The organism is Leeuwenhoekiella nanhaiensis, assembly GCF_002744755.1.
In the GTDB taxonomy this organism is placed as follows: domain Bacteria; phylum Bacteroidota; class Bacteroidia; order Flavobacteriales; family Flavobacteriaceae; genus Leeuwenhoekiella; species Leeuwenhoekiella nanhaiensis.
On the sequence record NZ_KZ319294.1, the window covers coordinates 1 to 20,947 of the forward strand.

Below are 20,947 nucleotides of genomic sequence, written 5' to 3' on the forward strand. Positions count from 1 at the left end.
CTACTGTTACCGCTACTGGCTCGGTGATCGTATATGTTTCGGTAAACGAACAATCACTATCTGAAGTAATGGTTACCGTATAAGTACCTGCTTCCAATCCACTTAAATCTTCAGTGGCAGCAATAACCGCGTTAGAAGAATCCTTCCATTCAAATACATAAGTACCACTTCCACCCGAAACGGTAAGATCAATAGCACCATTCGACTCCTCAAAACAAGCTACATTCGTTATACTTTCGGTGACCACTAAAGCTGAAGCAATCTGGATACTTACGGGCACACGCTCACTTTCACAAGATCCTGCTTTACTTTGACTTACATAAACGATATACAAGCCTACAGACTCAGAGTCTGTATTCACAGTTGGAACTGTTGTTAAAGGGCTGGCTATCGGATCGTTTGAAGCGTAATAATTAAGAGTATATCCAGGAGTAGCAGTAACATTGTAATTTTTTACACCGGTATTTTTACAGAAATTCTCATCAATAGTTGTGGGTACAGGTGAAGTATCAGGGATGACAACTGTTGTAGTAACACTCTTAGGACAAGTTCCGGTTGTGAAGCTATAGGTAACTGTGTAGGTTCCCGGAGAACTGGAATCTACATCTATTTCTCCGGTTGAAGAATTAATAGCAAGTCCAGAAGGTGAAGCGCTGAAAGTTCCACCTTCAACACCTAGAAGATTTACACTTGCCGATGGTGAACAAAAATCTGCATCTGCATAATCAATTTCAGCCGTACCTAAATTTAACCGAACCGGAATCGGAGCAACCACGTCATCTAACGCAGCTGTGTCAGCATCTGAAGATTTGGTTTTCACTAAAATTGTTCCAATAGTTAAACCATCACAAGGATCACCTGTTTCGAAAAAGGCGCTTATATTTATTGCTGCTTCTACAAACTGATTGGCGGTATACTGATTTACGCCATAAGCCCCAATATTTGTGGGAACTGTCCCTATGTTGCTAGCACCAAAGCGCGTGGGTTGAGGCGTTGTATTCTCAATATAGTTAAAGCCCAGAGCTGAAGTTGCGTCAACTTCCCATTCATAATATCTTACTGTCGCAAGCGACCCTCCATTAGTATAAGAAACTGAGATAAGAATGTCTCCCAATGTTCTTCCTCCGTCCTGACCTTGAGTTATAAAACCTGTTGTACTATTGTTATAGGTTAATGGCTTTTGTAAAAATTCAAAATCTATGTAGCTCGTTCCAGTAGTAACTAAGCGATCACTCGCTACAATTACCCATTGATCGCCAGTATCATCCTGGCCGACATGGAGTAGAACATTATTTATATCTCCTTTACCTCCAGACTTAGCGTTAGGGTTAACTTTCCATGTAGACGGGTCGTCAGTGTACTTACCCCCACCCTGAAATATATCATCATTGCCGTCATAGGCGTCAATGACCCGAAATGTAGAGACGGCAGTAACGGGGCTAGCACGTAATGCATCTCCCAGTGGAAAAGCCGGGTAAATATCAAATACAAAGCTATTGGAGCGAGTACCCAGCCAGTCTCCGGTAGAACCATCCGAATCCAGGTTTCCGTCAATATTAAAGCCCCCGTCCGGAAAAAGCACAGGTGCTACCTGGGAAAATGAGACCGTGGAAATAAAAAGCATCAGCGCCAAGATGGTCTGATTTAAAAAGGTATTCCCAGATGTTAAAAAAGTAGTTTCTTGTTTCATACTAACATTTTTGTAAATGACACGAAATCATAGCGTTGTTTATCAAAGACCATAGGCCTCTGCTTTTGGAACGAAATAATGAGAAGGGAAAGGTCGAGAAGAACTTCTCGATAAATCTTACATATAATTGTCCCATATTCATAAGAATGACCTTTAACAGCACAGTTACTTCATCAGGGGCTTGAAGCATCGCACTTATTGAAATTTGTTAAAGTTGGGATAGTCCAAATATAGAGTGAGTTCAGGCCTGTTTTTTAACAATATCTTAGCTTTTGGATATAACCAGTTTTTAATTAGCCAAAAAACACTTTTGCAGAATACTCTATTTCAGAGAGTTGCGTTTTGGCTATTTTTTTTAACACTTTAACAGTAGTTAAACCCTTTCACCTACAAATTGAATTTTATAAATGTGTATATAGTATATTTGCGAGCCTTAAAAAGAACACGATGAATGTCAAAAAAGAAATAGCTCGCAGACGTACCTTCGGAATTGTATCACATCCTGATGCCGGTAAAACTACACTGACCGAAAAGTTACTTCTGTTTGGAGGGGCTATACAAGAAGCAGGAGCCGTAAAGTCCAATAAAATCAAGAAAGGAGCAACGAGCGACTTTATGGAAATTGAGCGTCAGCGTGGTATCTCAGTTGCTACTTCAGTCCTGGCATTTGAATATAATGGCACAAAAATCAACATTCTCGATACTCCGGGACACAAGGATTTTGCTGAAGACACTTTTAGAACATTAACTGCAGTAGATAGCGTAATCGTGGTGGTTGATGTGGCAAAAGGTGTAGAAGAGCAGACCGAAAAGCTCGTAGAAGTGTGTAGGATGCGCAAAATCCCCATGATCGTATTTATTAATAAATTAGATCGTGAAGGAAAAGACGCGTTTGAATTGCTTGATGAAATTGAGCAGAAGCTCAACCTGACAGTTACCCCATTGAGCTTCCCAATAGGTATGGGTTACGATTTCAAAGGCATTTATAACATTTGGGAGAAAAATGTAAATCTATTTAGCGGAGATAGTCGCAAGAATATTGAAGAAACTGTAGAAATTGAAGACCTGAACTCTGCAGAATTAGATCAACTAATAGGCAAGAAGTCTGCAGATAATTTAAGAGATGAACTGGAGTTGGTGACGGGTGTATATCCTGATTTTGACCGTAATGCCTATCTGCAAGCTGAGCAACAACCCGTATTCTTTGGTTCTGCACTTAACAATTTTGGAGTGCGCGAACTATTAGACTGTTTTATCAGCATCGCTCCCCCACCACGTCCTAAAGAAAGTGAAGAACGTATCGTAAAGCCTGAAGAAAAAGATTTCACGGGTTTTGTTTTTAAAATTCACGCAAATATGGATCCCAAACACCGGGATCGTTTGGCTTTTGTGAAGATAGTTTCAGGCGTTTTTGAACGGAATACTCCTTATTTACACGTTAGAAACGGTAAAAAAATGAAGTTTTCGAGTCCGAATGCTTTTTTCGCAGAGCGGAAAGAAATCGTGGATATTTCCTATCCCGGGGATATTGTTGGACTACACGATACCGGAAATTTTAAAATAGGTGATACCCTGACTGAAGGAGAAGAAATTCATTACAGAGGAATCCCTGCATTCTCACCAGAGCATTTTAGGTACATCAACAATGCAGACCCTATGAAATCCAAGCAATTGGAGAAAGGCATTGACCAGTTGATGGATGAAGGGGTTGCTCAGCTTTTTACGCTTGAATTGAACGGTAGAAAGGTAATTGGAACCGTTGGCGCCCTTCAATACGAAGTTATTCAATACCGGTTAGAACACGAATACGGAGCCAAATGTACCTATGAGCCCCTGAGCGTTCATAAAGCCTGCTGGGTAGAACCAAAAGACCCTAAAAGTGAAGAATTCAAAGAATTCTTACGTGTAAAGCAGCGTTTTATGGCTAAAGATAAACGCGGCCAACTGGTATTTTTTGCGGATTCTCCGTTTACCTTACAGATGACTCAGCAAAAATATCCTAATGTCAAATTGCACTTCGTTTCTGAGTTTTAGTTAAAATAAAGCCTAATTAACGATCTAAATATTTTAAACACACAAGAAGTCGTAAAAACAAAAAAGAGGCTTTAAATCACGTGATTTAAAGCCTCTTTTTTGATGGGTATAATTAAAATTTATCAATACGTAAACCCTCAATAAGATTTAAGAATAATCTGCGCTGTAAGATAAAATTCAGTCTAACCCAAAGTTTAAGCCTGACCCGTTGGACCAAAATTCAAAGGAATGGGTTGCTTTTCATAATCTTTGATTTCACCATGAGCCTGCTCAAAACGCTTCACATTTTCCTGAAGTGCCTTTGCCAAACGCTTGGCATGTTGTGGCGTCAAAATTATTCGTGACTTTACCTTACTCTTAGGAGTACCCGGCATAATATTTATAAAATCAACCACAAACTCTGAAATGGAATGATTAATTATCGCAAGATTTGAATATTGGCCCTGAGCAGTTGCTTCGTCCAGTTCTATATTCAATTGCGGGTTTTGATTTTTATCTTCTTCAGCCATATTATCTGACATTTGGGTATAAAAAAACAGCTTCATTAAAAATGAAGCTGTTTTCTATATAATTATTAATTAAAGTTTACTTCTTCTCGAGCTGCATTGAGTTCTTCAAGCTCTTGCTTGCTACCTACGATAATCTTATCGTATCGTCTTAGACCGGTACCAGCAGGAATTCTATGACCTACAATTACATTCTCTTTCAGACCTTCAAGTTCATCTATCTTACCGCTTACCGCTGCTTCGTTAAGAACTTTTGTAGTCTCCTGGAACGAAGCCGCAGAGATAAAGGACTTCGTTTGAAGCGAAGCTCTGGTAATTCCCTGAAGAACCGGAGTAGCCGTAGCAGCGACAACGTCGCGAGCTGTTGCCAGGGTCTTATCTTCTCTTCTTAAGATTGAGTTAGCATCTCTCAAGTCTCTTGGCGAAATGATTTGACCAGGCTTTAAGGTATCAGAGTCACCGGCATCTTCAATAACTTTCATACCGAAAATAGCGTCATTTTCTGCGATGAAGTCATCTTTGTGTACCAGTTGGTTCTCTAGGAAGATAGTATCACCCGGATCCTGAATACGTACTTTACGCATCATTTGACGAACAACTACCTCAAAGTGCTTGTCATTAATCTTCACACCCTGTAAACGGTAAACTTCCTGAACTTCATTTACCAAGTACTGTTGAACAGCAGATGGACCTTTAATTGCAAGAATATCTTCCGGAGTTACAGAACCATCAGACAACGGCATACCCGCTCTTACGAAGTCATTCTCCTGAACAAGGATCTGGTTCGAAAGTTTCACAAGGTATTTTTTAACCTCTCCAAGTTTAGATTCAACGATAATCTCACGGTTACCACGCTTAATTTTACCGAAAGAAACCACACCATCAATCTCACTTACTACAGCAGGGTTAGATGGATTACGTGCTTCAAACAATTCGGTTACACGTGGGAGACCACCGGTAATATCCCCTGCTTTTGCAGACTTACGTGGTATTTTAACCAGGATTTTACCAATTTTAATCTTCTCGTCATTATCTACCATCAAGTGAGCACCTACAGGTAAGTTGTATGAACGAATTACTTCGTCTTTTTTACCCATAATGTGTAAGGTAGGAATCATACGTTTGTTACGTGATTCTGAAATAACTTTCTCCTGGAAACCGGTTTGTTCATCGGTCTCAACCTGATACGTTACCCCTTGCTCGATATTTTCGTATTTGATCTTACCGGCAAATTCTGAAATGATCACACCGTTAAATGGATCCCAGGTACAGATTACATCACCCTTAGAAACTTTGTCTCCATCTTTCATAAAGAGCTGAGAACCGTAAGGAATGTTGTTTGTACTAAGAAGAATTCCAGTTTTAGCGTCAACGATTTTAGCTTCTGAAGTACGTGAAATAACGATATTGGAAGTAGAACCATCTGGCGCCTCACCTTCAACAGTCTTAAGATCTTCAATCTCCAGACGACCGTCAAATTTAGAAACAACCTTATTCTCTTCGGAAATGTTACCTGCAATACCACCCACGTGGAAGGTACGTAGTGTAAGCTGTGTACCCGGCTCACCAATTGACTGAGCAGCCACAACACCTACAGCTTCACCCATCTGAACCATCTTATTGGTCGCAAGGTTTCTACCGTAACATTTAGCACAGATTCCTTTAGGAGCTTCACAAGTAAGTGGAGAACGTACTTCTACACTTTCAATAGGCGCTTTAGAAATCTCAGCTGCCAATTCTTCAGAAATTTCCTGGCCGGCAACAACTATTACTTCCCCGTCTAATGGGTTGATTACATCATTAAGAGCAATACGACCTATTATACGCGCTTCAAGCGTTTCAACAATCTCTTCATTTTTCTTAAGTGCAGATACTTCAACACCTCTTAAGGTATCGCAATCTTCACTGTTTACGATCACATCCTGAGAAACGTCCACAAGACGACGGGTTAAGTAACCCGCATCCGCAGTTTTAAGTGCGGTATCTGCAAGACCTTTACGTGCACCGTGAGTAGAGATAAAGTATTCAAGAATTGAAAGGCCTTCCTTAAAGTTAGAAAGAATCGGGTTTTCAATAATGGCTCCACCACCGTCGTTTGACTTTTTAGGCTTAGCCATCAAACCACGCATACCGGTTAACTGACGAATCTGTTCTTTAGATCCACGAGCCCCGGAGTCAAGCATCATAAATACCGAGTTAAATCCTTGTTGATCTTCACGGATACGCTTCATAGATAACTCAGTAAGCGACGCGTTAGTCGACGTCCATACATCAATTACCTGGTTGTAACGCTCAGAGTTGGTAATAAGACCCATGTTGTAGCTAGACATAATGCCGTCTACCTGCGTATTGGCCTCTTCAATCATCTCATACTTTTCAGCAGGAATAATGATATCCCCTAATGAGAATGAAAGTCCACCTCTAAATGCGAATGTATATCCTAATGTTTTGATGCTATCTAAGAATTCTGCGGTACGCGGAACATTAGTAAGCTTCAAAATACGAGCGATTACATCACGTAACGACTTTTTGGTCAATACTTCGTTAATGTAACCGGCCTCTTCAGGTACGCTTTCATTAAATAATACACGACCTACAGTAGTCTCAATAATTTGCGGAACTAATTCTCCGGCTTCATTGAAATCCTTGGTGCGTATTTTAATAATCGCGTTAATATTTACACGCTTCTGGTTGTGTGCGATAACCACTTCTTCAGGGCTGTAAAAGGTAATCCCTTCTCCTAAAATTGGATGCTCTGGAGTACTCTTACGGGCTTTGGTCATATAATATAGACCCAATACCATATCCTGAGAAGGTACCGTAATAGGAGCACCGTTAGCAGGGTTAAGGATATTGTTTGAAGCAAGCATTAACATCTGCGCTTCAAGAATAGCCTCAGGTCCTAATGGAAGGTGAACCGCCATCTGGTCACCATCAAAATCCGCGTTAAATGCGGTACAAACTAATGGGTGAAGCTGAATTGCCTTACCTTCAATTAATTTAGGCTGAAACGCCTGAATACCCAAACGGTGAAGCGTTGGAGCACGGTTTAGTAACACCGGATGTCCTTTAAGAACGTTTTCCAGGATGTCCCAAACTACAGGCTCTTTCTTATCAATAATCTTTTTAGCAGACTTTACGGTTTTTACAATACCACGCTCAATCAGTTTTCTGATTACGAAAGGTTTGTAAAGTTCAGCAGCCATATCTTTTGGCAAACCGCACTCGTAAAGTTTTAATTCTGGTCCTACAACAATTACTGAACGTGCAGAATAATCAACACGCTTACCAAGTAAGTTCTGACGGAAACGACCCTGCTTACCTTTAAGTGAGTCAGAAAGTGACTTCAAAGGTCTGTTAGAATCGGTTTTTACTGCTGAAGACTTACGGGTGTTATCAAATAATGAATCTACCGCTTCCTGAAGCATACGCTTCTCATTACGCAAGATTACCTCTGGAGCTTTGATTTCCATCAAACGCTTCAAACGGTTGTTACGAATGATCACACGACGGTATAAGTCATTTAAATCTGAAGTTGCAAAACGACCACCATCAAGTGGCACAAGCGGACGCAATTCTGGTGGAATTACCGGGATTACTTTCATTATCATCCACTCCGGAAGATTTTCGCGATTCTTATTAGCATCACGTAAAGCTTCAACTACCTGAAGACGCTTTAAAGCTTCCGTTTTACGTTGTTTTGAAGTCTCATTGTTTGCTTTATGACGCAGGTCATAAGAAAGCTCGTTAAGATCTATACGTCTCAACAATTCAATAAGACACTCAGCACCCATCTTAGCGATGAATTTGTTTGGATCTGTATCTTCCAGATACATATTTTCCTGTGGAATTGAATCCAAAACATTTAGGTATTCTTCTTCCGTAAGGAAATCCATTTTTTGTAATGGCTCTCCTTCTTCGTTGTTTGCAATACCCGGCTGAATAACTACATAGCGCTCATAATAGATAATCATATCCAATTTCTTGGAAGGAAGACCTAAAAGATACCCTATTTTATTTGGCAAACTTCTAAAGTACCAGATGTGCGCAACAGGAACCACAAGATTGATGTGTCCCACACGGTCTCTACGTACCTTCTTCTCAGTAACTTCTACCCCACAACGGTCACAAACAATGCCCTTGTAACGTATACGCTTATACTTACCACAAGCACACTCATAATCCTTAACAGGACCAAAGATACGCTCACAGAATAAACCGTCACGCTCTGGTTTGTGCGTACGGTAGTTTATAGTTTCTGGTTTTAACACCTCACCGCGTGATTCAGCCAAAATCGCTTCGGGAGACGCAAGACCAATAGAGATTTTGTCAAATCTCTTTACTGCATTCTTATCATTATCTCTTGCCATAATACCTTATGTCGAAAATTATTCTTTTTGTTTTGTGATACTTTATAAAGAGGTTACGCTTCCGCGGAAGCGCAACCCTTCAGTATCTATTCTTCCAGACGAATGTCTAGACCCAGACCTTTAAGTTCGTGCATCAATACGTTGAACGACTCAGGAAGACCCGGTTCTGGCATTGGCTCACCTTTTACGATACTTTCGTATGTCTTGGCTCTACCAATCACATCATCAGACTTCACGGTAAGGATTTCTCTCAAGGTAGCCGAAGCTCCATAAGCCTCAAGAGCCCAAACCTCCATCTCACCAAAACGCTGACCACCAAATTGTGCTTTACCACCTAATGGCTGTTGCGTAATCAAAGAGTAAGGTCCTATTGAACGTGCGTGCATCTTATCGTCAACCATATGCCCTAGTTTAAGCATATAGATAACCCCGACGGTTGCAGGCTGATCAAAACGATCACCGGTACCACCGTCATACAGATAGGTGTGTCCAAATCTTGGGATACCTGCCTTATCAGTAAGTTCATTGATCTGGTCAAGAGTAGCACCGTCAAAAATTGGCGTTGCATACTTCTGTCCTAATTTCTGACCGGCCCATCCAAGAACCGTTTCATAAATCTGACCGATGTTCATACGAGAAGGTACACCCAGCGGGTTTAGTACGATATCTACAGGAGTACCATCTTCCAGGAATGGCATATCCTCCTCACGTACGATACGCGCTACAATACCTTTGTTACCGTGACGACCTGCCATCTTATCTCCTACTTTCAGTTTACGTTTTTTAGCAACGTACACTTTAGCAAGTTTGATGATTCCCGCAGGAAGTTCATCTCCTACAGAGATGGTAAATTTCTCACGACGTAAGTTACCTTGAAGGTCATTTTCCTTAATGCGGTAGTTGTGTAACAAATCTGCAATCAACGCATTGGTTGCATCATCTGTAGTCCAGGTTCCCTGATTAAGGTGGGTATAGTCTTCAACGGCGTTAAGCATCTTAAGCGTGAACTTCTTACCTTTTGGCAATACTTCTTCCCCTAAATCATTCTTAACACCCTGAGCAGTCTTACCATTAACAAGCTGGAATAATTTGTCAACTAAAATGGCTTTAAGCTCATCAAACTTCTGATCGTATTCTGCCTCTAATGCAGAAATATCTTCTTTATCTTTTGCGCGCTTGCGCTTATCTTTTATTGCTCTAGCGAAAAGTTTCTTATCAATAACAACCCCTCTTAATGAAGGAGAAGCTTTTAACGAAGCATCTTTTACGTCACCAGCCTTATCACCGAAGATCGCGCGAAGTAGTTTTTCTTCCGGAGTTGGATCTGATTCTCCTTTAGGTGTAATCTTACCAATTAGAATATCTCCAGGCTTCACTTCGGCACCAATGCGAATCATACCGTTTTCGTCAAGGTCTTTAGTGGCCTCTTCAGAAACGTTAGGAATATCATTGGTCAATTCTTCGTTACCTAATTTGGTATCACGTACGTCTAATGAATACTCATCTACATGAATTGAGGTAAAGATGTCATCACGAACCACTTTCTCAGAAATTACGATCGCATCCTCGAAGTTATACCCTTTCCAAGGCATAAAGGCTACTTTCATGTTTCTACCCAAAGCCAGTTCACCTGCTTCAGTAGCGTATCCCTGACAAAGAACCTGTCCTTTCTTAACACGGTCGCCTCTTCTTACGATAGGCTTCAGGTTAATAGAAGTACTTTGGTTTGTCTTACGGAATTTGATCAACTGATAGGTTTTGCTATCGCCATCAAAGCTCACCATACGCTCTTCGTCGGTACGGTCGTACTTGATTGTAATTTCGTTAGCATCAACATATTCTACCACACCTTCTCCTTCAGCGTTGATCAATACACGAGAATCTGAAGCAACCTGACGTTCAAGACCGGTACCTACGATAGGCGAATCAGCACGTAAAAGTGGAACCGCCTGACGCATCATGTTTGATCCCATCAACGCACGGTTCGCATCATCATGCTCCAGAAATGGAATTAATGAAGCCGAAATGGAAGCGATCTGGTTAGGAGAAACGTCAGCATAATGTACTGTGTTTGGCTCCACAACCGGGAAGTCACCTTCCATACGTGCAATAACACGATCTTCTTCAATCTTACCGGAATCATCCATAGGGTTGTTTGCCTGAGCAATCAACATACCTTCTTCTTCTTCCGCGCTTAAATATTGTGGTTTGCTTTCTAAGTCAATCTTACCATCGGTTACCGTACGATATGGAGTTTCGATAAAGCCCATATTGTTTACTTTGGCATAAACAGCCAAAGAAGAGATCAGACCAATGTTTGGACCTTCAGGAGTTTCGATAGGACATAGACGCCCGTAGTGGGTATAGTGTACATCACGAACCTCAAAACCTGCACGCTCACGAGAAAGACCACCGGGCCCTAGTGCTGAAAGACGACGCTTGTGCGTAATCTCCGCAAGTGGGTTGGTTTGATCCATAAACTGAGAAAGCTGGTTTGTACCAAAGAATGAATTGATTACAGACGAAAGAGTTTTCGCATTAATCAAATCAATCGGAGTAAATACCTCATTGTCACGAACGTTCATACGCTCACGAATGGTACGAGCCATACGAGCTAGACCAACACCAAACTGAGTTGATAACTGCTCACCCACAGTACGTACACGACGGTTAGAAAGGTGATCAATATCATCAATCTCTGCTTTTGAGTTGATCAACTCAATAAGATACTTAACGATGGTAATGATATCCTGCTTGGTAAGCACCTGCTTATCCATACCGATATCTAAACCTAATTTTTTGTTCATTCGGTAACGACCTACTTCACCTAAGTTGTAACGCTGGTCGCTAAAGAATAATTTGTCAATAATACCGCGTGCTGTTTCCTCATCTGGCGGCTCAGCATTACGCAATTGACGATATATATGCTCTACAGCCTCTTTTTCGGAGTTTGTAGGATCTTTTTGTAAGGTATTGTGGATGATGGCGTAATCTGCTAACTGATTATCCTCTTTATGAAGAAGAATAGTTTTAGCACCTGCATCAAGAATCTCATCTACATGCTCTTTCTCAAGAACCGTATCACGATCCAATACAATCTCGTTACGCTCAATAGATACCACTTCACCGGTATCCTCATCTACGAAATCCTCGTGCCAGGTATTCAATACACGGGCAGCAAGTTTTCGTCCTAAATATTTTTTAAGTCCGGTTTTAGAAACCTTCACCTCTTCTGCAAGGTCAAATATTTCTAAAATGTCTTTATCGCGCTCAAAACCAATAGCACGGAAAAGAGTAGTTACCGGTAACTTTTTCTTACGATCGATGTACGCATACATCACACTGTTAATATCGGTAGCAAATTCAATCCACGAACCTTTAAAAGGAATTACACGGGCTGAATACAATTTGGTACCGTTTGCGTGAAAGGACTGGCCGAAGAATACACCAGGAGAACGGTGAAGCTGAGATACTACAACGCGCTCTGCCCCGTTGATACAGAAAGTACCACTAGGTGTCATATAAGGTATAGTACCAAGATATACATCCTGAACTATGGTTTCAAAATCTTCGTGCTCTTCATCAGTACAGTAAAGTTTCAAACGCGCTTTAAGTGGAACACTATAAGTTAAGCCGCGCTCAATACATTCCTGAATAGAGTATCTTGGGGGATCTACAAAGTAATCTAAGAATTCTAGTACGAAATTGTTACGGGTATCCGTAATTGGGAAGTTCTCTAGAAACGTGTTGTAAAGTCCTTCATTTCCTCTTTCTTCAGACTTGGTCTCCAATTGAAAGAAATCCTGAAATGATTTTATCTGTATATCCAAAAAGTCGGGATATTCAGGTCTGTTCTTTACCGATGAGAAATTCAGTCTTTCAGCTTGTTTTGCTTGCATCTTCAACGAACGGAATTTAATTAAAATAAATTGAGAATCTGACTATTCAGAGACTCAGAGATTTCTTAACATAAGAAATCAAAGGCAATAATGAGTCGTAATTATAGGAAAACCTTATATACGACAAATGGTTTAGGTCTATTTGCACTTGGCAAAAGACCTAAACCTTTGTATTTATAGGAGTTAAGCTTACTTAAGCTCAACTTCAGCTCCAGCTTCTTCTAATTGAGCTTTGATAGCTTCTGCTTCGTCTTTAGCGATACCTTCTTTGATTGGGCTTGGTGCGTTATCCACCATCTCTTTTGCATCTTTAAGACCAGCTCCGGTTAATTCTTTTACAAGTTTTACAACTGCAAGTTTAGAACCACCAGCGGCTTTAAGGATTACATCAAATTCAGTTTGCTCTTCAGCAGCATCATCACCACCAGCAGCAGCGCCACCAGCAACAGCTACAGCAGCAGCTGCAGGCTCGATACCATACTCCTCTTTTAAAATGCTAGCTAACTCGTTTACTTCTTTTACAGTAAGGTTAACTAATTGTTCTGCGAAATCTTTTAAATCTGCCATTTTTCTATCGTTTTAAAAAAAATTTTCTATATAAATAATTAAGTGCGTACGTGTTTTTTAACCTTCTCGTTCCTGAAGGGTTTTTACAAGGCCTGCGATGGTTGAACCTCCAGATTTAAGAGCGCTAATAACGTTCTTAGCTGGTGATTGAAGAAGACCAACGATGTCTCCAATAAGTTCTTCTCTCGACTTGATATCTACAAGCGCATCCAGTTGGTTATCGCCAATATAGATAGCCTCTTCAATAAATGCTCCTTTCAATAAAGGCTTGTCAGATTTCTTACGAAATTCTTTAATAACCTTAGCAGGCGCATTTCCGGTTTCAGAAAGCATAATAGAAGTGTTGCCTTTTAAAGTTGTAGGCAACTCACCAAAATCCTTATCTGAGCTCTCCATTGCTTTTGCAAGCAAGGTGTTTTTAACCACGGCTAGCTTTACGTTTGCTTTAAAGCAAGCTCTTCTTAATTTTGAAGTATTCTCTGCATTTAAGCCAGAGATATCTGCTAAATAAATGTGAGCACTTTCAGCCAGCTGCGCAGTCAAATCTTCGATTACCTGTGATTTTTCTTCTCTTGTCATAATTTAACTTTTACTGCTCAGCAAAACGTTTAGAATCTACAGCTACACTAGGACTCATAGTACTAGACATGTATATACTCTTAATATATACACCTTTAGCAGCGGTAGGCTTTAATTTTACTAATGTGGTTATCAATTCTCTTGCATTAGCCGCGATCTTTTCAGCATCAAAGGATGCTTTTCCAATTGCAGCGTGTACAATACCTGTCTTATCAACTTTGAAGTCAATCTTACCAGACTTAACATCAGATACAGCTTTTGCCACATCCATAGTTACCGTACCGGTTTTAGGGTTCGGCATAAGACCACGAGGACCTAATACACGTCCTAAAGGACCTAATTTACCCATAACGCTAGGCATTGTGATGATTACATCAACATCTGTCCAGCCGTTTTTGATTTTCTCCAAATATTCATCAAGACCTACAAAGTCTGCTCCAGCTTCTTTAGCCTCAGCTTCTTTATCTGGAGTTACCAGAGCCAAAACTTTTACGTCTTTACCTGTTCCGTGAGGAAGGGTAACCACACCGCGAACCATTTGGTTTGCTTTACGTGGATCTACATTAAGACGTACAGCCAAGTCAACAGAAGGATCAAAATTAACTTTGCTTACTTCTTTAATTAAAGCAGAAGCTTCAGCTAATGTATAGGTTGCATTCGCATCTACCTTAGCACGTGCCTCTTTTTGCTTTTTTGTTACTTTTGCCATTTTAAATTGCTTTTTCGGATGTTAAAAAGGAGCCTGTCCTTTTACAGTTATTCCCATTGAACGGGCAGTTCCTGCAACCATTCTCATTGCACTTTCTACTGTAAATGCGTTAAGATCTGGCATTTTGTCTTCAGAGATCGCTCTAATCTGATCCCAAGTTACACTAGCAACTTTTTTACGGTTAGGCTCACCAGAACCTCCTTTGATCTTCGCTGCTTCCATCAATTGGATGGCAGCAGGTGGTGTTTTAACCACAAAGTCAAAAGACTTGTCACCATAGACAGTAATTACTACAGGAAGTACTTTTCCGGCTTTATCCTGAGTTCTAGCATTAAACTGCTTACAAAACTCCATGATGTTAACACCGGCAGCACCTAAAGCTGGTCCAACAGGTGGAGACGGATTTGCCGCACCCCCCTTAACTTGCAACTTAACAACCTTACTTACTTCTTTTGCCATTTTTAAAAATTTAGTTTGATATGCTCTTTAGTGGAAGCAGAAGAACGATATCTGATATATGTGTAACACTTATACTTTCTCAACTTGCATGTAACTCAATTCTAACGGAGTCTTTCTACCGAAGATTTTCACCATCACCTCAAGCTTACGCTTCTCTTCATTAATCTTCTCAACCGTACCGTTAAAACCGTTGAATGGACCATCAATTACTTTTACAGTCTCACCCATTACAAAAGGTATAGCTACATTATCTGTTTTCACAGACAATTCATCAACCTTGCCTAACATTCTATTAACCTCAGATGTTCTAAGAGGTACAGGATCTCCACCTTTGGTTTCACCGAGGAAACCAATAACCCCGTTAATAGATTTAATCATATGCGTTACTTCACCACCCAGATTCGCGTGAATCATAATATAACCGGGGAAGTAAACGCGTTCTTTATTAATTTTTTTACCGTTGCGGATCTGAACTACTTTCTCAGTAGGAACAAGCACCTGCTCGATGTATTCTTCAAGATTAAAGCGAGCAATTTCCTGCTCAATATATCCTTTAACCTTGTTTTCCTGACCACTTACGGCCCTTACCACGTACCAGTCTTTATCTTTGGTATTGTTTGTTATAGCCATAGTGAATTTTTTAAGCTACTACCAGATTGAAATATGCTTTAATCGCTCTACTGAAAACGGTGTCTACTCCCCAGATAGCTAGAGAAAAAACAATAGTAAATACTGCTACTACAACAGTAAGACGCTGAGCTTCTGAAAGCGGAGTCCAGGTAACATGATTTTTCAACTCGTTATAAGACTCCTGAATGTAATTAATAAATCCGGCCATAATTTTTTCTAGTTTTTCAAAAGACCGAAGCCTTTCAAATAAGATCACATTTGTGATTATACATACACGACCTGTGTAATATATTGCACGGGTTGAGAGGCTCGAACTCCCGACACCTGGTTTTGGAGACCAGTGCTCTACCAACTGAGCTAAACCCGTATCAAGCCTTATCGGCTTTGGTAATTGATTATAAAAATCAAGGCATCCGTAGTCTTAACGGACGCCTTAATTTTATATACTTCGGTAATCCGTACTTATTAGTCTAAGATTTCAGTAACCTGACCAGCACCTACGGTTCTACCACCTTCACGTATTGCGAAACGAAGACCTACGTTCATCGCGATTGAGTTAATCAACTCAACAGTGATCGTAAGGTTATCTCCCGGCATTACCATTTCTACTCCATCAGGAAGAGAGATGTTACCAGTTACGTCAGTTGTACGTACGTAGAACTGTGGACGGTAGTTATTGTGGAATGGAGTGTGACGACCACCTTCTTCTTTCTTAAGGATATAAACCTCAGCTTTGAATTTAGTGTGTGGCTTCACAGAACCCGGCTTAACGATTACCATACCACGAGAGATTTGAGTTTTCTCAATACCACGCAATAGGATACCTACGTTATCACCAGCCTCACCTCTATCTAATATCTTACGGAACATTTCAACCCCAGTTATAGTAGAAGTAAGTTTTTCTGCACCCATACCAATGATCTCTACAGGATCTCCGGTGTTAGCAACACCAGTTTCAATACGACCAGTTGCAACAGTACCACGACCAGTAATAGAGAATACATCTTCGATAGGCATTAGGAATGGCTTATCAACGTCACGAGCAGGAAGTTCAATCCAGCTGTCAACAGCTTCCATAAGCTCAAGAACTTTTTGCTCCCACTTATCTTCACCATTAAGAGCACCTAAAGCAGAACCCTGAACAACAGGACCATTGTCTCCGTCATACTCATAGAAGCTAAGAAGATCTCTTACTTCCATCTCTACAAGCTCTAAAAGCTCCTCATCATCAACCATATCCACTTTGTTCATGAAAACAACGATACGAGGAATACCTACCTGACGACCAAGAAGGATGTGCTCACGAGTTTGTGGCATAGGACCATCTGTTGCAGCAACAACAAGGATAGCTCCGTCCATCTGAGCAGCACCAGTTACCATGTTTTTCACATAATCCGCGTGACCTGGACAATCAACGTGCGCATAGTGACGGTTAGCAGTTGAATACTCTACGTGAGAGGTGTTAATAGTAATACCTCTTTCTTTCTCCTCAGGAGCGTTATCAATAGAGTCAAAGCTTCTTAATTCAGAAAGACCTGCTCTTGCAAGTACAGTGGTGATAGCAGCAGTCAAGGTAGTTTTACCGTGGTCAACGTGCCCTATAGTACCAATATTTAAGTGAGGTTTGGAACGATCAAATGTTGCCTTTGCCATGATTTAAATAATTTTTAATCTTAGTTATTATTAGTGTTTAATTTTAAACGCACCTGATACGCCGGCCATGGTTTTACCCAAACGCAAAAAATTGAGCACACAAAGCACTCATTATTTCTTTACCAGCAGTTACTGCTATTGAGCCAACGACGGGATTTGAACCCGTGGCCTCTTCCTTACCAAGGAAACGCTCTACCCCTGAGCTACGTCGGCTTAGAAACTTATACCCTTAATTGCGACCGAAGTCTGCATTACCCGGGCTGACCTCTTCAGCTAAAGGGCTTAATAGTTCATTACTATGAACCGCAACCAAAGCCTATCAGATTTGGTTTAAGAATTCAATAAAAACGCTCTTAAAAAGAACATTTTATTTTGAGCGGGAGACCGGGTTCGAACCGGCGACATTCAGCTTGGAAGGCTGACGCTCTACCAACTGAGCTACTCCCGCATTGGGCGGCAAAATTATAAAAAAATTATAAGTTGCCAAAATAAAAGTGGGGAGAGCAGGATTCGAACCTGCGAAGTCTAATGACAACAGAGTTACAGTCTGTCCTCGTTGGCCGCTTGAGTATCTCCCCAATATTGGTATATTCAGTATTTCAAAAAACGCACAACCGTCGGCGTTTTGCGCAAGCTTAAAAATCCTAATCGATTTTAAAACTCTAAAATTATGAGCCGATGAAGGGACTCGAACCCCCGACCCCGAGATTACAAATCACGTGCTCTAGCCAGCTGAGCTACATCGGCTTTTTATCACCTCTTCAGGCATAAAAAAGTCCGCTATTTCTAACGGACTGCAAATGTAGAATAAATTTACAATTGACAAAAATATTTTCAACTTTTTTTAGGCGCTAGCCCTAATTTTTTGCTTCCGCTTAACCAGAAGTCGTTCTAAAGATTGCGCACAACTATCAGCTCCTTCTTCAAATGATTTTGCTTGCTTTTTGACAATCAATTCGTTACCCGGAACACTCAGTAAAATTTCAACCACTTTGTTCTGTCGATCACTGGTATTCTCCAATCTTAAAAAAACATCTGCATAAATTATGTGATCATAAAATTGTTCTAGCTTATCCATTTTTTTCTGAATGAAATTAATGAGCTTTTGGTCTGCTACAAAGTGTGGGGTTTGCACGCTTACTTTCATAGGTTCACATTTTAAGGTTACTATTTGGTTAGACACACTCCGTCAACCGGAGCATTTATTATCAGTTTTTTGAATCTGACAATTCGATTTACCAACCCTACATTGAACGCAAACGTTTTAGTCGTCGCTGCGATTACGAGGGTGAGCATTGCGATATACCTTACTTAGCTCAGCCATACTCGTGTGTGTATACACCTGGGTAGATGCTAAACTGGCGTGTCCCAGCAATTCTTTGACTGCATTTAAATCTGCACCGTTATTGAGCAAATGAGTCGCGAAGGTGTGCCGCAACATATGCGGACTCGTCTTCGTTTTTTGAGACACCTCACTAAAGTAGCGATTTATTGTTCGGTAAACAAACGTATCGTACAGATTTTCACCCTTATTTGTAAGCAAAAGGCTTCCACCCGTATCAGACCCAAAATTCTGATTTCGCTGATTGATGTATGTTTTTAAAACATCAACCAACCAATCTATTAACGGTATTATACGCTCTTTGTTGCGCTTCCCTAAAACTTTCAAGGTCTTTTGAGCGAGGTTTACATCATCCAACTGAAGGTTGATCAGCTCACTTCTCCGCATTCCGGTGGCATAAAATAAAGCAACCATAGCCAAATCACGGCTGGAGGCAAAATCTGAAGCAGCACTCAATTCATTCAGCACAGCATCTATTTCATCTCCTGAAAAAGGAACCTGAATTTCTTTCTTAACTTTTAATGATTTGTGTTTAGCCAAAGGAGATTGTTCTATAACCTCTATTTTCTGCAGAAATTTGAAATAGGCTTTTAAGGACGATACTTTTCGGTTTACCGAACGATTACCCACACCTTCATCAGCAAGTTTCACAATCCAGGAACGAATAAGCGGATACGAAATTTCACGCTCCGGCATTTCGCCATACCGGTTTTCCAAAAAATCAAAAAAAGACTCAATATCACGGCTGTAAGCCGTTACCGTATGCTTGCTGTACTTACGCTCGAGACTTAGATAATCTATAAATGAAGAAAGGGCCAATTTTAGCTTTTAATAGATGAATTCAAAAGATAGACATTAACCACGAATTTACCACAACCCGAATTCGTGTAAATAAAAAAACCGCCAGCAAAACTGACGGTTTAATTTATATTAATGGAAAGAGGATAAGTCTTTCTGTTAATAATGCCAAGTAAAGTGTAAACCTTACTGACGGAATATTAAATATTCTCCTGATCGCGAAGACCTTGAATGTATGAGGCTTTCTGAATTTCTCTTCTACGTTCTACAGAAGGTTTTGTGAATGCCTGACGATCACGCAGCTTACGCATAGTTCCCGTTCTATCAAATTTTCTCTTGAAACGCTTCAGCGCTCTATCGATATTTTCTCCGTCTTTTACTGGTATAATTAACATAGTGGTACCTCCTTTCTTTAAAATTCTTATCTGTTTACAGGCTGCAAAGATAATTCAATGTTTAAAACTGGCAATGCCAATTTCTATTTTTTATTTAGCTGCCGGCTTATACTCTTTTTTATCGATAACCATTTTGGCTATAATCTCCTTTAAAATCTCTGAAGTTCCGCCTCCTATGGGCCCCAGTCTGCTGTCCCTAAACATACGTGCCAGAGGATAATCTTCCATATAGCCGTAACCTCCCAGCATTTGCAAACACTTGTAAATGACTTCATCTGCGATTTTAGTAGCCATCAATTTTGACATACTCGCCTCTTTGACCACATATTCTCCCTGGTCCAGACTTTTAGCAACATTGTAATTAAAGGTTTTTATCACCTCAACTTCGCTTGACATCTCGGCCACATCGTGACGTAAAGCCTGAAAACGATCTAAGGTTTTACCAAAAGCTTTTCGCTCTGCCATATAATCTAGCGTATATTCTAATGCATACTCGGCACGGGCGTGAGCATTCACTCCCATAATAAGACGCTCTAAAGCAAAATGCTGCATAATATATTGAAAGCCCTTATTCTCCTCACCCATAAGGTTAGAAACCGGAATCTTCACATCACTAAATGCAATCTCGCCGGTATCTGAAGCACGCCAACCGAGTTTATTCAATTTTGTAGCAGAAATACCTTCGGTATTGCGATCTACTACAAAAATGCTCATACCCTTATTCCCCTTTTCAGGATCGGTTTTAGCGGCAACAACGAGATAATCGGAATACACACCGTTTGTAATGAAGGTTTTTGACCCATTAAGCACGTAATGATCTCCTTCTAAAAGTGCGGTACTGCGCATCCCGGCAACATCAGAACCACCAAAAGGTTCGGTTATGCAAAGACAACCTATTTTCTCTCCGGTAATACTTGGAGCGAGATACTGCTCTTTTATTTTCTCAGAACCTTCGGCATTAAGGTGTGTCATTGCCAGGTAAGCGTGCGCCCACATTGCGGCAGCAAACCCCCCGCTGTTGATGCGTTGCAACTCTTCCAGAAAAATAACTGTATAAAAGGTATCTAGCTCGAGCCCTCCGTATTTCTCAGGATAGGTAAGACCAAAATAGCCCATCTCACCCATCTTAGACCAGATGAAGCGTTCAATGGTTCCACTCTCTTCCCATTTATCCAAATGAGGCACTACCTCTTTCTGTAAAAAATCTCTCAAACTTTCTCTGAAAAGCTGATGCTCTTCTGAAAAAAATGCGTTGTTCATGTATTTACTTTTTTCACCTACCGGCATGAAACCTGATTGTAATCCAGGCTACCGGA

At 40.6% G+C, this 20,947-nt stretch carries 16 protein-coding genes and 5 tRNA genes; 1 reads left to right on the forward strand and 20 read right to left on the reverse strand.

The features are described 5' to 3' along the window. A partial coding sequence (locus tag CJ305_RS13655) for a SprB repeat-containing protein (protein WP_143469387.1) occupies positions 1-1,690 on the reverse strand: 1,690 nt, incomplete at its 3' end. Positions 1,691-2,137: 447 nt separating this feature from the next. On the opposite strand from CJ305_RS13655, the gene CJ305_RS13660 reads away from it, so the two are divergent. Further along, positions 2,138-3,724 carry a peptide chain release factor 3 gene (locus tag CJ305_RS13660; RefSeq protein ID WP_099646853.1) on the forward strand — a complete coding sequence of 529 codons (1,587 nt, stop codon included), beginning with the start codon at positions 2,138-2,140 and terminating at the stop codon, positions 3,722-3,724. A gap of 194 nt (positions 3,725-3,918) precedes the next feature. Here the strand turns inward: CJ305_RS13660 and CJ305_RS13665 are convergent, their stop codons facing one another. From CJ305_RS13665 to CJ305_RS13755, 19 genes are all read right to left on the reverse strand, one after another. Continuing rightward, positions 3,919-4,233: a DUF3467 domain-containing protein gene (locus CJ305_RS13665; protein WP_099646975.1), complete on the reverse strand. Its 315-nt coding sequence runs from the start codon at positions 4,231-4,233 to the stop codon at positions 3,919-3,921. Positions 4,234-4,298: 65 nt separating this feature from the next. Further along, positions 4,299-8,600, reverse strand: coding sequence for a DNA-directed RNA polymerase subunit beta' (rpoC, locus tag CJ305_RS13670; RefSeq protein ID WP_099646854.1), 4,302 nt, complete (start codon positions 8,598-8,600; stop codon positions 4,299-4,301). 86 nt (positions 8,601-8,686) lie between these two features. Further along, positions 8,687-12,499 carry a DNA-directed RNA polymerase subunit beta gene (gene rpoB, locus CJ305_RS13675; protein WP_099646855.1) on the reverse strand — a complete coding sequence of 1,271 codons (3,813 nt, stop codon included), beginning with the start codon at positions 12,497-12,499 and terminating at the stop codon, positions 8,687-8,689. A gap of 189 nt (positions 12,500-12,688) precedes the next feature. Beyond that, positions 12,689-13,066 carry a 50S ribosomal protein L7/L12 gene (gene rplL / locus CJ305_RS13680; protein ID WP_099646856.1) on the reverse strand — a complete coding sequence of 126 codons (378 nt, stop codon included), beginning with the start codon at positions 13,064-13,066 and terminating at the stop codon, positions 12,689-12,691. A gap of 57 nt (positions 13,067-13,123) precedes the next feature. After that, the gene (gene rplJ / locus CJ305_RS13685; protein WP_099646857.1) at positions 13,124-13,645 is read right to left on the reverse strand and encodes a 50S ribosomal protein L10; all 522 of its coding nucleotides are present in this window, start codon (positions 13,643-13,645) and stop codon (positions 13,124-13,126) included. Between the two features lie 10 nt (positions 13,646-13,655). Continuing rightward, positions 13,656-14,354, reverse strand: a complete 699-nt coding sequence (gene rplA / locus CJ305_RS13690) for a 50S ribosomal protein L1 (protein ID WP_099646858.1) — start codon at positions 14,352-14,354, stop codon at positions 13,656-13,658. Between the two features lie 21 nt (positions 14,355-14,375). After that, on the reverse strand, positions 14,376-14,813 hold the full coding sequence (rplK, locus tag CJ305_RS13695; protein WP_009781168.1) for a 50S ribosomal protein L11: 438 nt from the start codon (positions 14,811-14,813) through the stop codon (positions 14,376-14,378). Positions 14,814-14,882: 69 nt separating this feature from the next. Continuing rightward, positions 14,883-15,443, reverse strand: a complete 561-nt coding sequence (gene nusG, locus CJ305_RS13700; RefSeq protein WP_099646859.1) for a transcription termination/antitermination protein NusG — start codon at positions 15,441-15,443, stop codon at positions 14,883-14,885. A gap of 10 nt (positions 15,444-15,453) precedes the next feature. Then, positions 15,454-15,651, reverse strand: coding sequence for a preprotein translocase subunit SecE (secE, locus tag CJ305_RS13705; RefSeq protein ID WP_099646860.1), 198 nt, complete (start codon positions 15,649-15,651; stop codon positions 15,454-15,456). A gap of 86 nt (positions 15,652-15,737) precedes the next feature. Beyond that, positions 15,738-15,810: transfer RNA gene (locus tag CJ305_RS13710), tRNA-Trp, on the reverse strand. 98 nt (positions 15,811-15,908) lie between these two features. Beyond that, entirely contained in the window at positions 15,909-17,096 is a 1,188-nt protein-coding gene (gene tuf / locus CJ305_RS13715; RefSeq protein WP_099646861.1) for an elongation factor Tu, read from the reverse strand. A gap of 141 nt (positions 17,097-17,237) precedes the next feature. After that, positions 17,238-17,309 (reverse strand) — tRNA-Thr (locus CJ305_RS13720). A 162-nt stretch (positions 17,310-17,471) separates the two neighbouring features. Next, positions 17,472-17,544 (reverse strand) — tRNA-Gly (locus tag CJ305_RS13725). Positions 17,545-17,591: 47 nt separating this feature from the next. Next, positions 17,592-17,674, reverse strand: a tRNA-Tyr gene (locus tag CJ305_RS13730). Positions 17,675-17,769: 95 nt separating this feature from the next. Then, positions 17,770-17,843 (reverse strand) — tRNA-Thr (locus tag CJ305_RS13735). A gap of 97 nt (positions 17,844-17,940) precedes the next feature. After that, positions 17,941-18,243 (reverse strand): ribosome hibernation-promoting factor, HPF/YfiA family, encoded by a 303-nt coding sequence (gene hpf, locus CJ305_RS13740; protein ID WP_099646862.1) that lies wholly within the window; start codon positions 18,241-18,243, stop codon positions 17,941-17,943. Positions 18,244-18,360: 117 nt separating this feature from the next. Further along, positions 18,361-19,257 carry a tyrosine-type recombinase/integrase gene (locus tag CJ305_RS13745; RefSeq protein WP_099646863.1) on the reverse strand — a complete coding sequence of 299 codons (897 nt, stop codon included), beginning with the start codon at positions 19,255-19,257 and terminating at the stop codon, positions 18,361-18,363. Positions 19,258-19,436: 179 nt separating this feature from the next. Beyond that, positions 19,437-19,631: a 30S ribosomal protein S21 gene (gene rpsU / locus CJ305_RS13750; RefSeq protein WP_009781174.1), complete on the reverse strand. Its 195-nt coding sequence runs from the start codon at positions 19,629-19,631 to the stop codon at positions 19,437-19,439. A 90-nt stretch (positions 19,632-19,721) separates the two neighbouring features. Further along, positions 19,722-20,891 carry an acyl-CoA dehydrogenase family protein gene (locus CJ305_RS13755; protein ID WP_099646976.1) on the reverse strand — a complete coding sequence of 390 codons (1,170 nt, stop codon included), beginning with the start codon at positions 20,889-20,891 and terminating at the stop codon, positions 19,722-19,724. Positions 20,892-20,947: the final 56 nt, after the last annotated feature.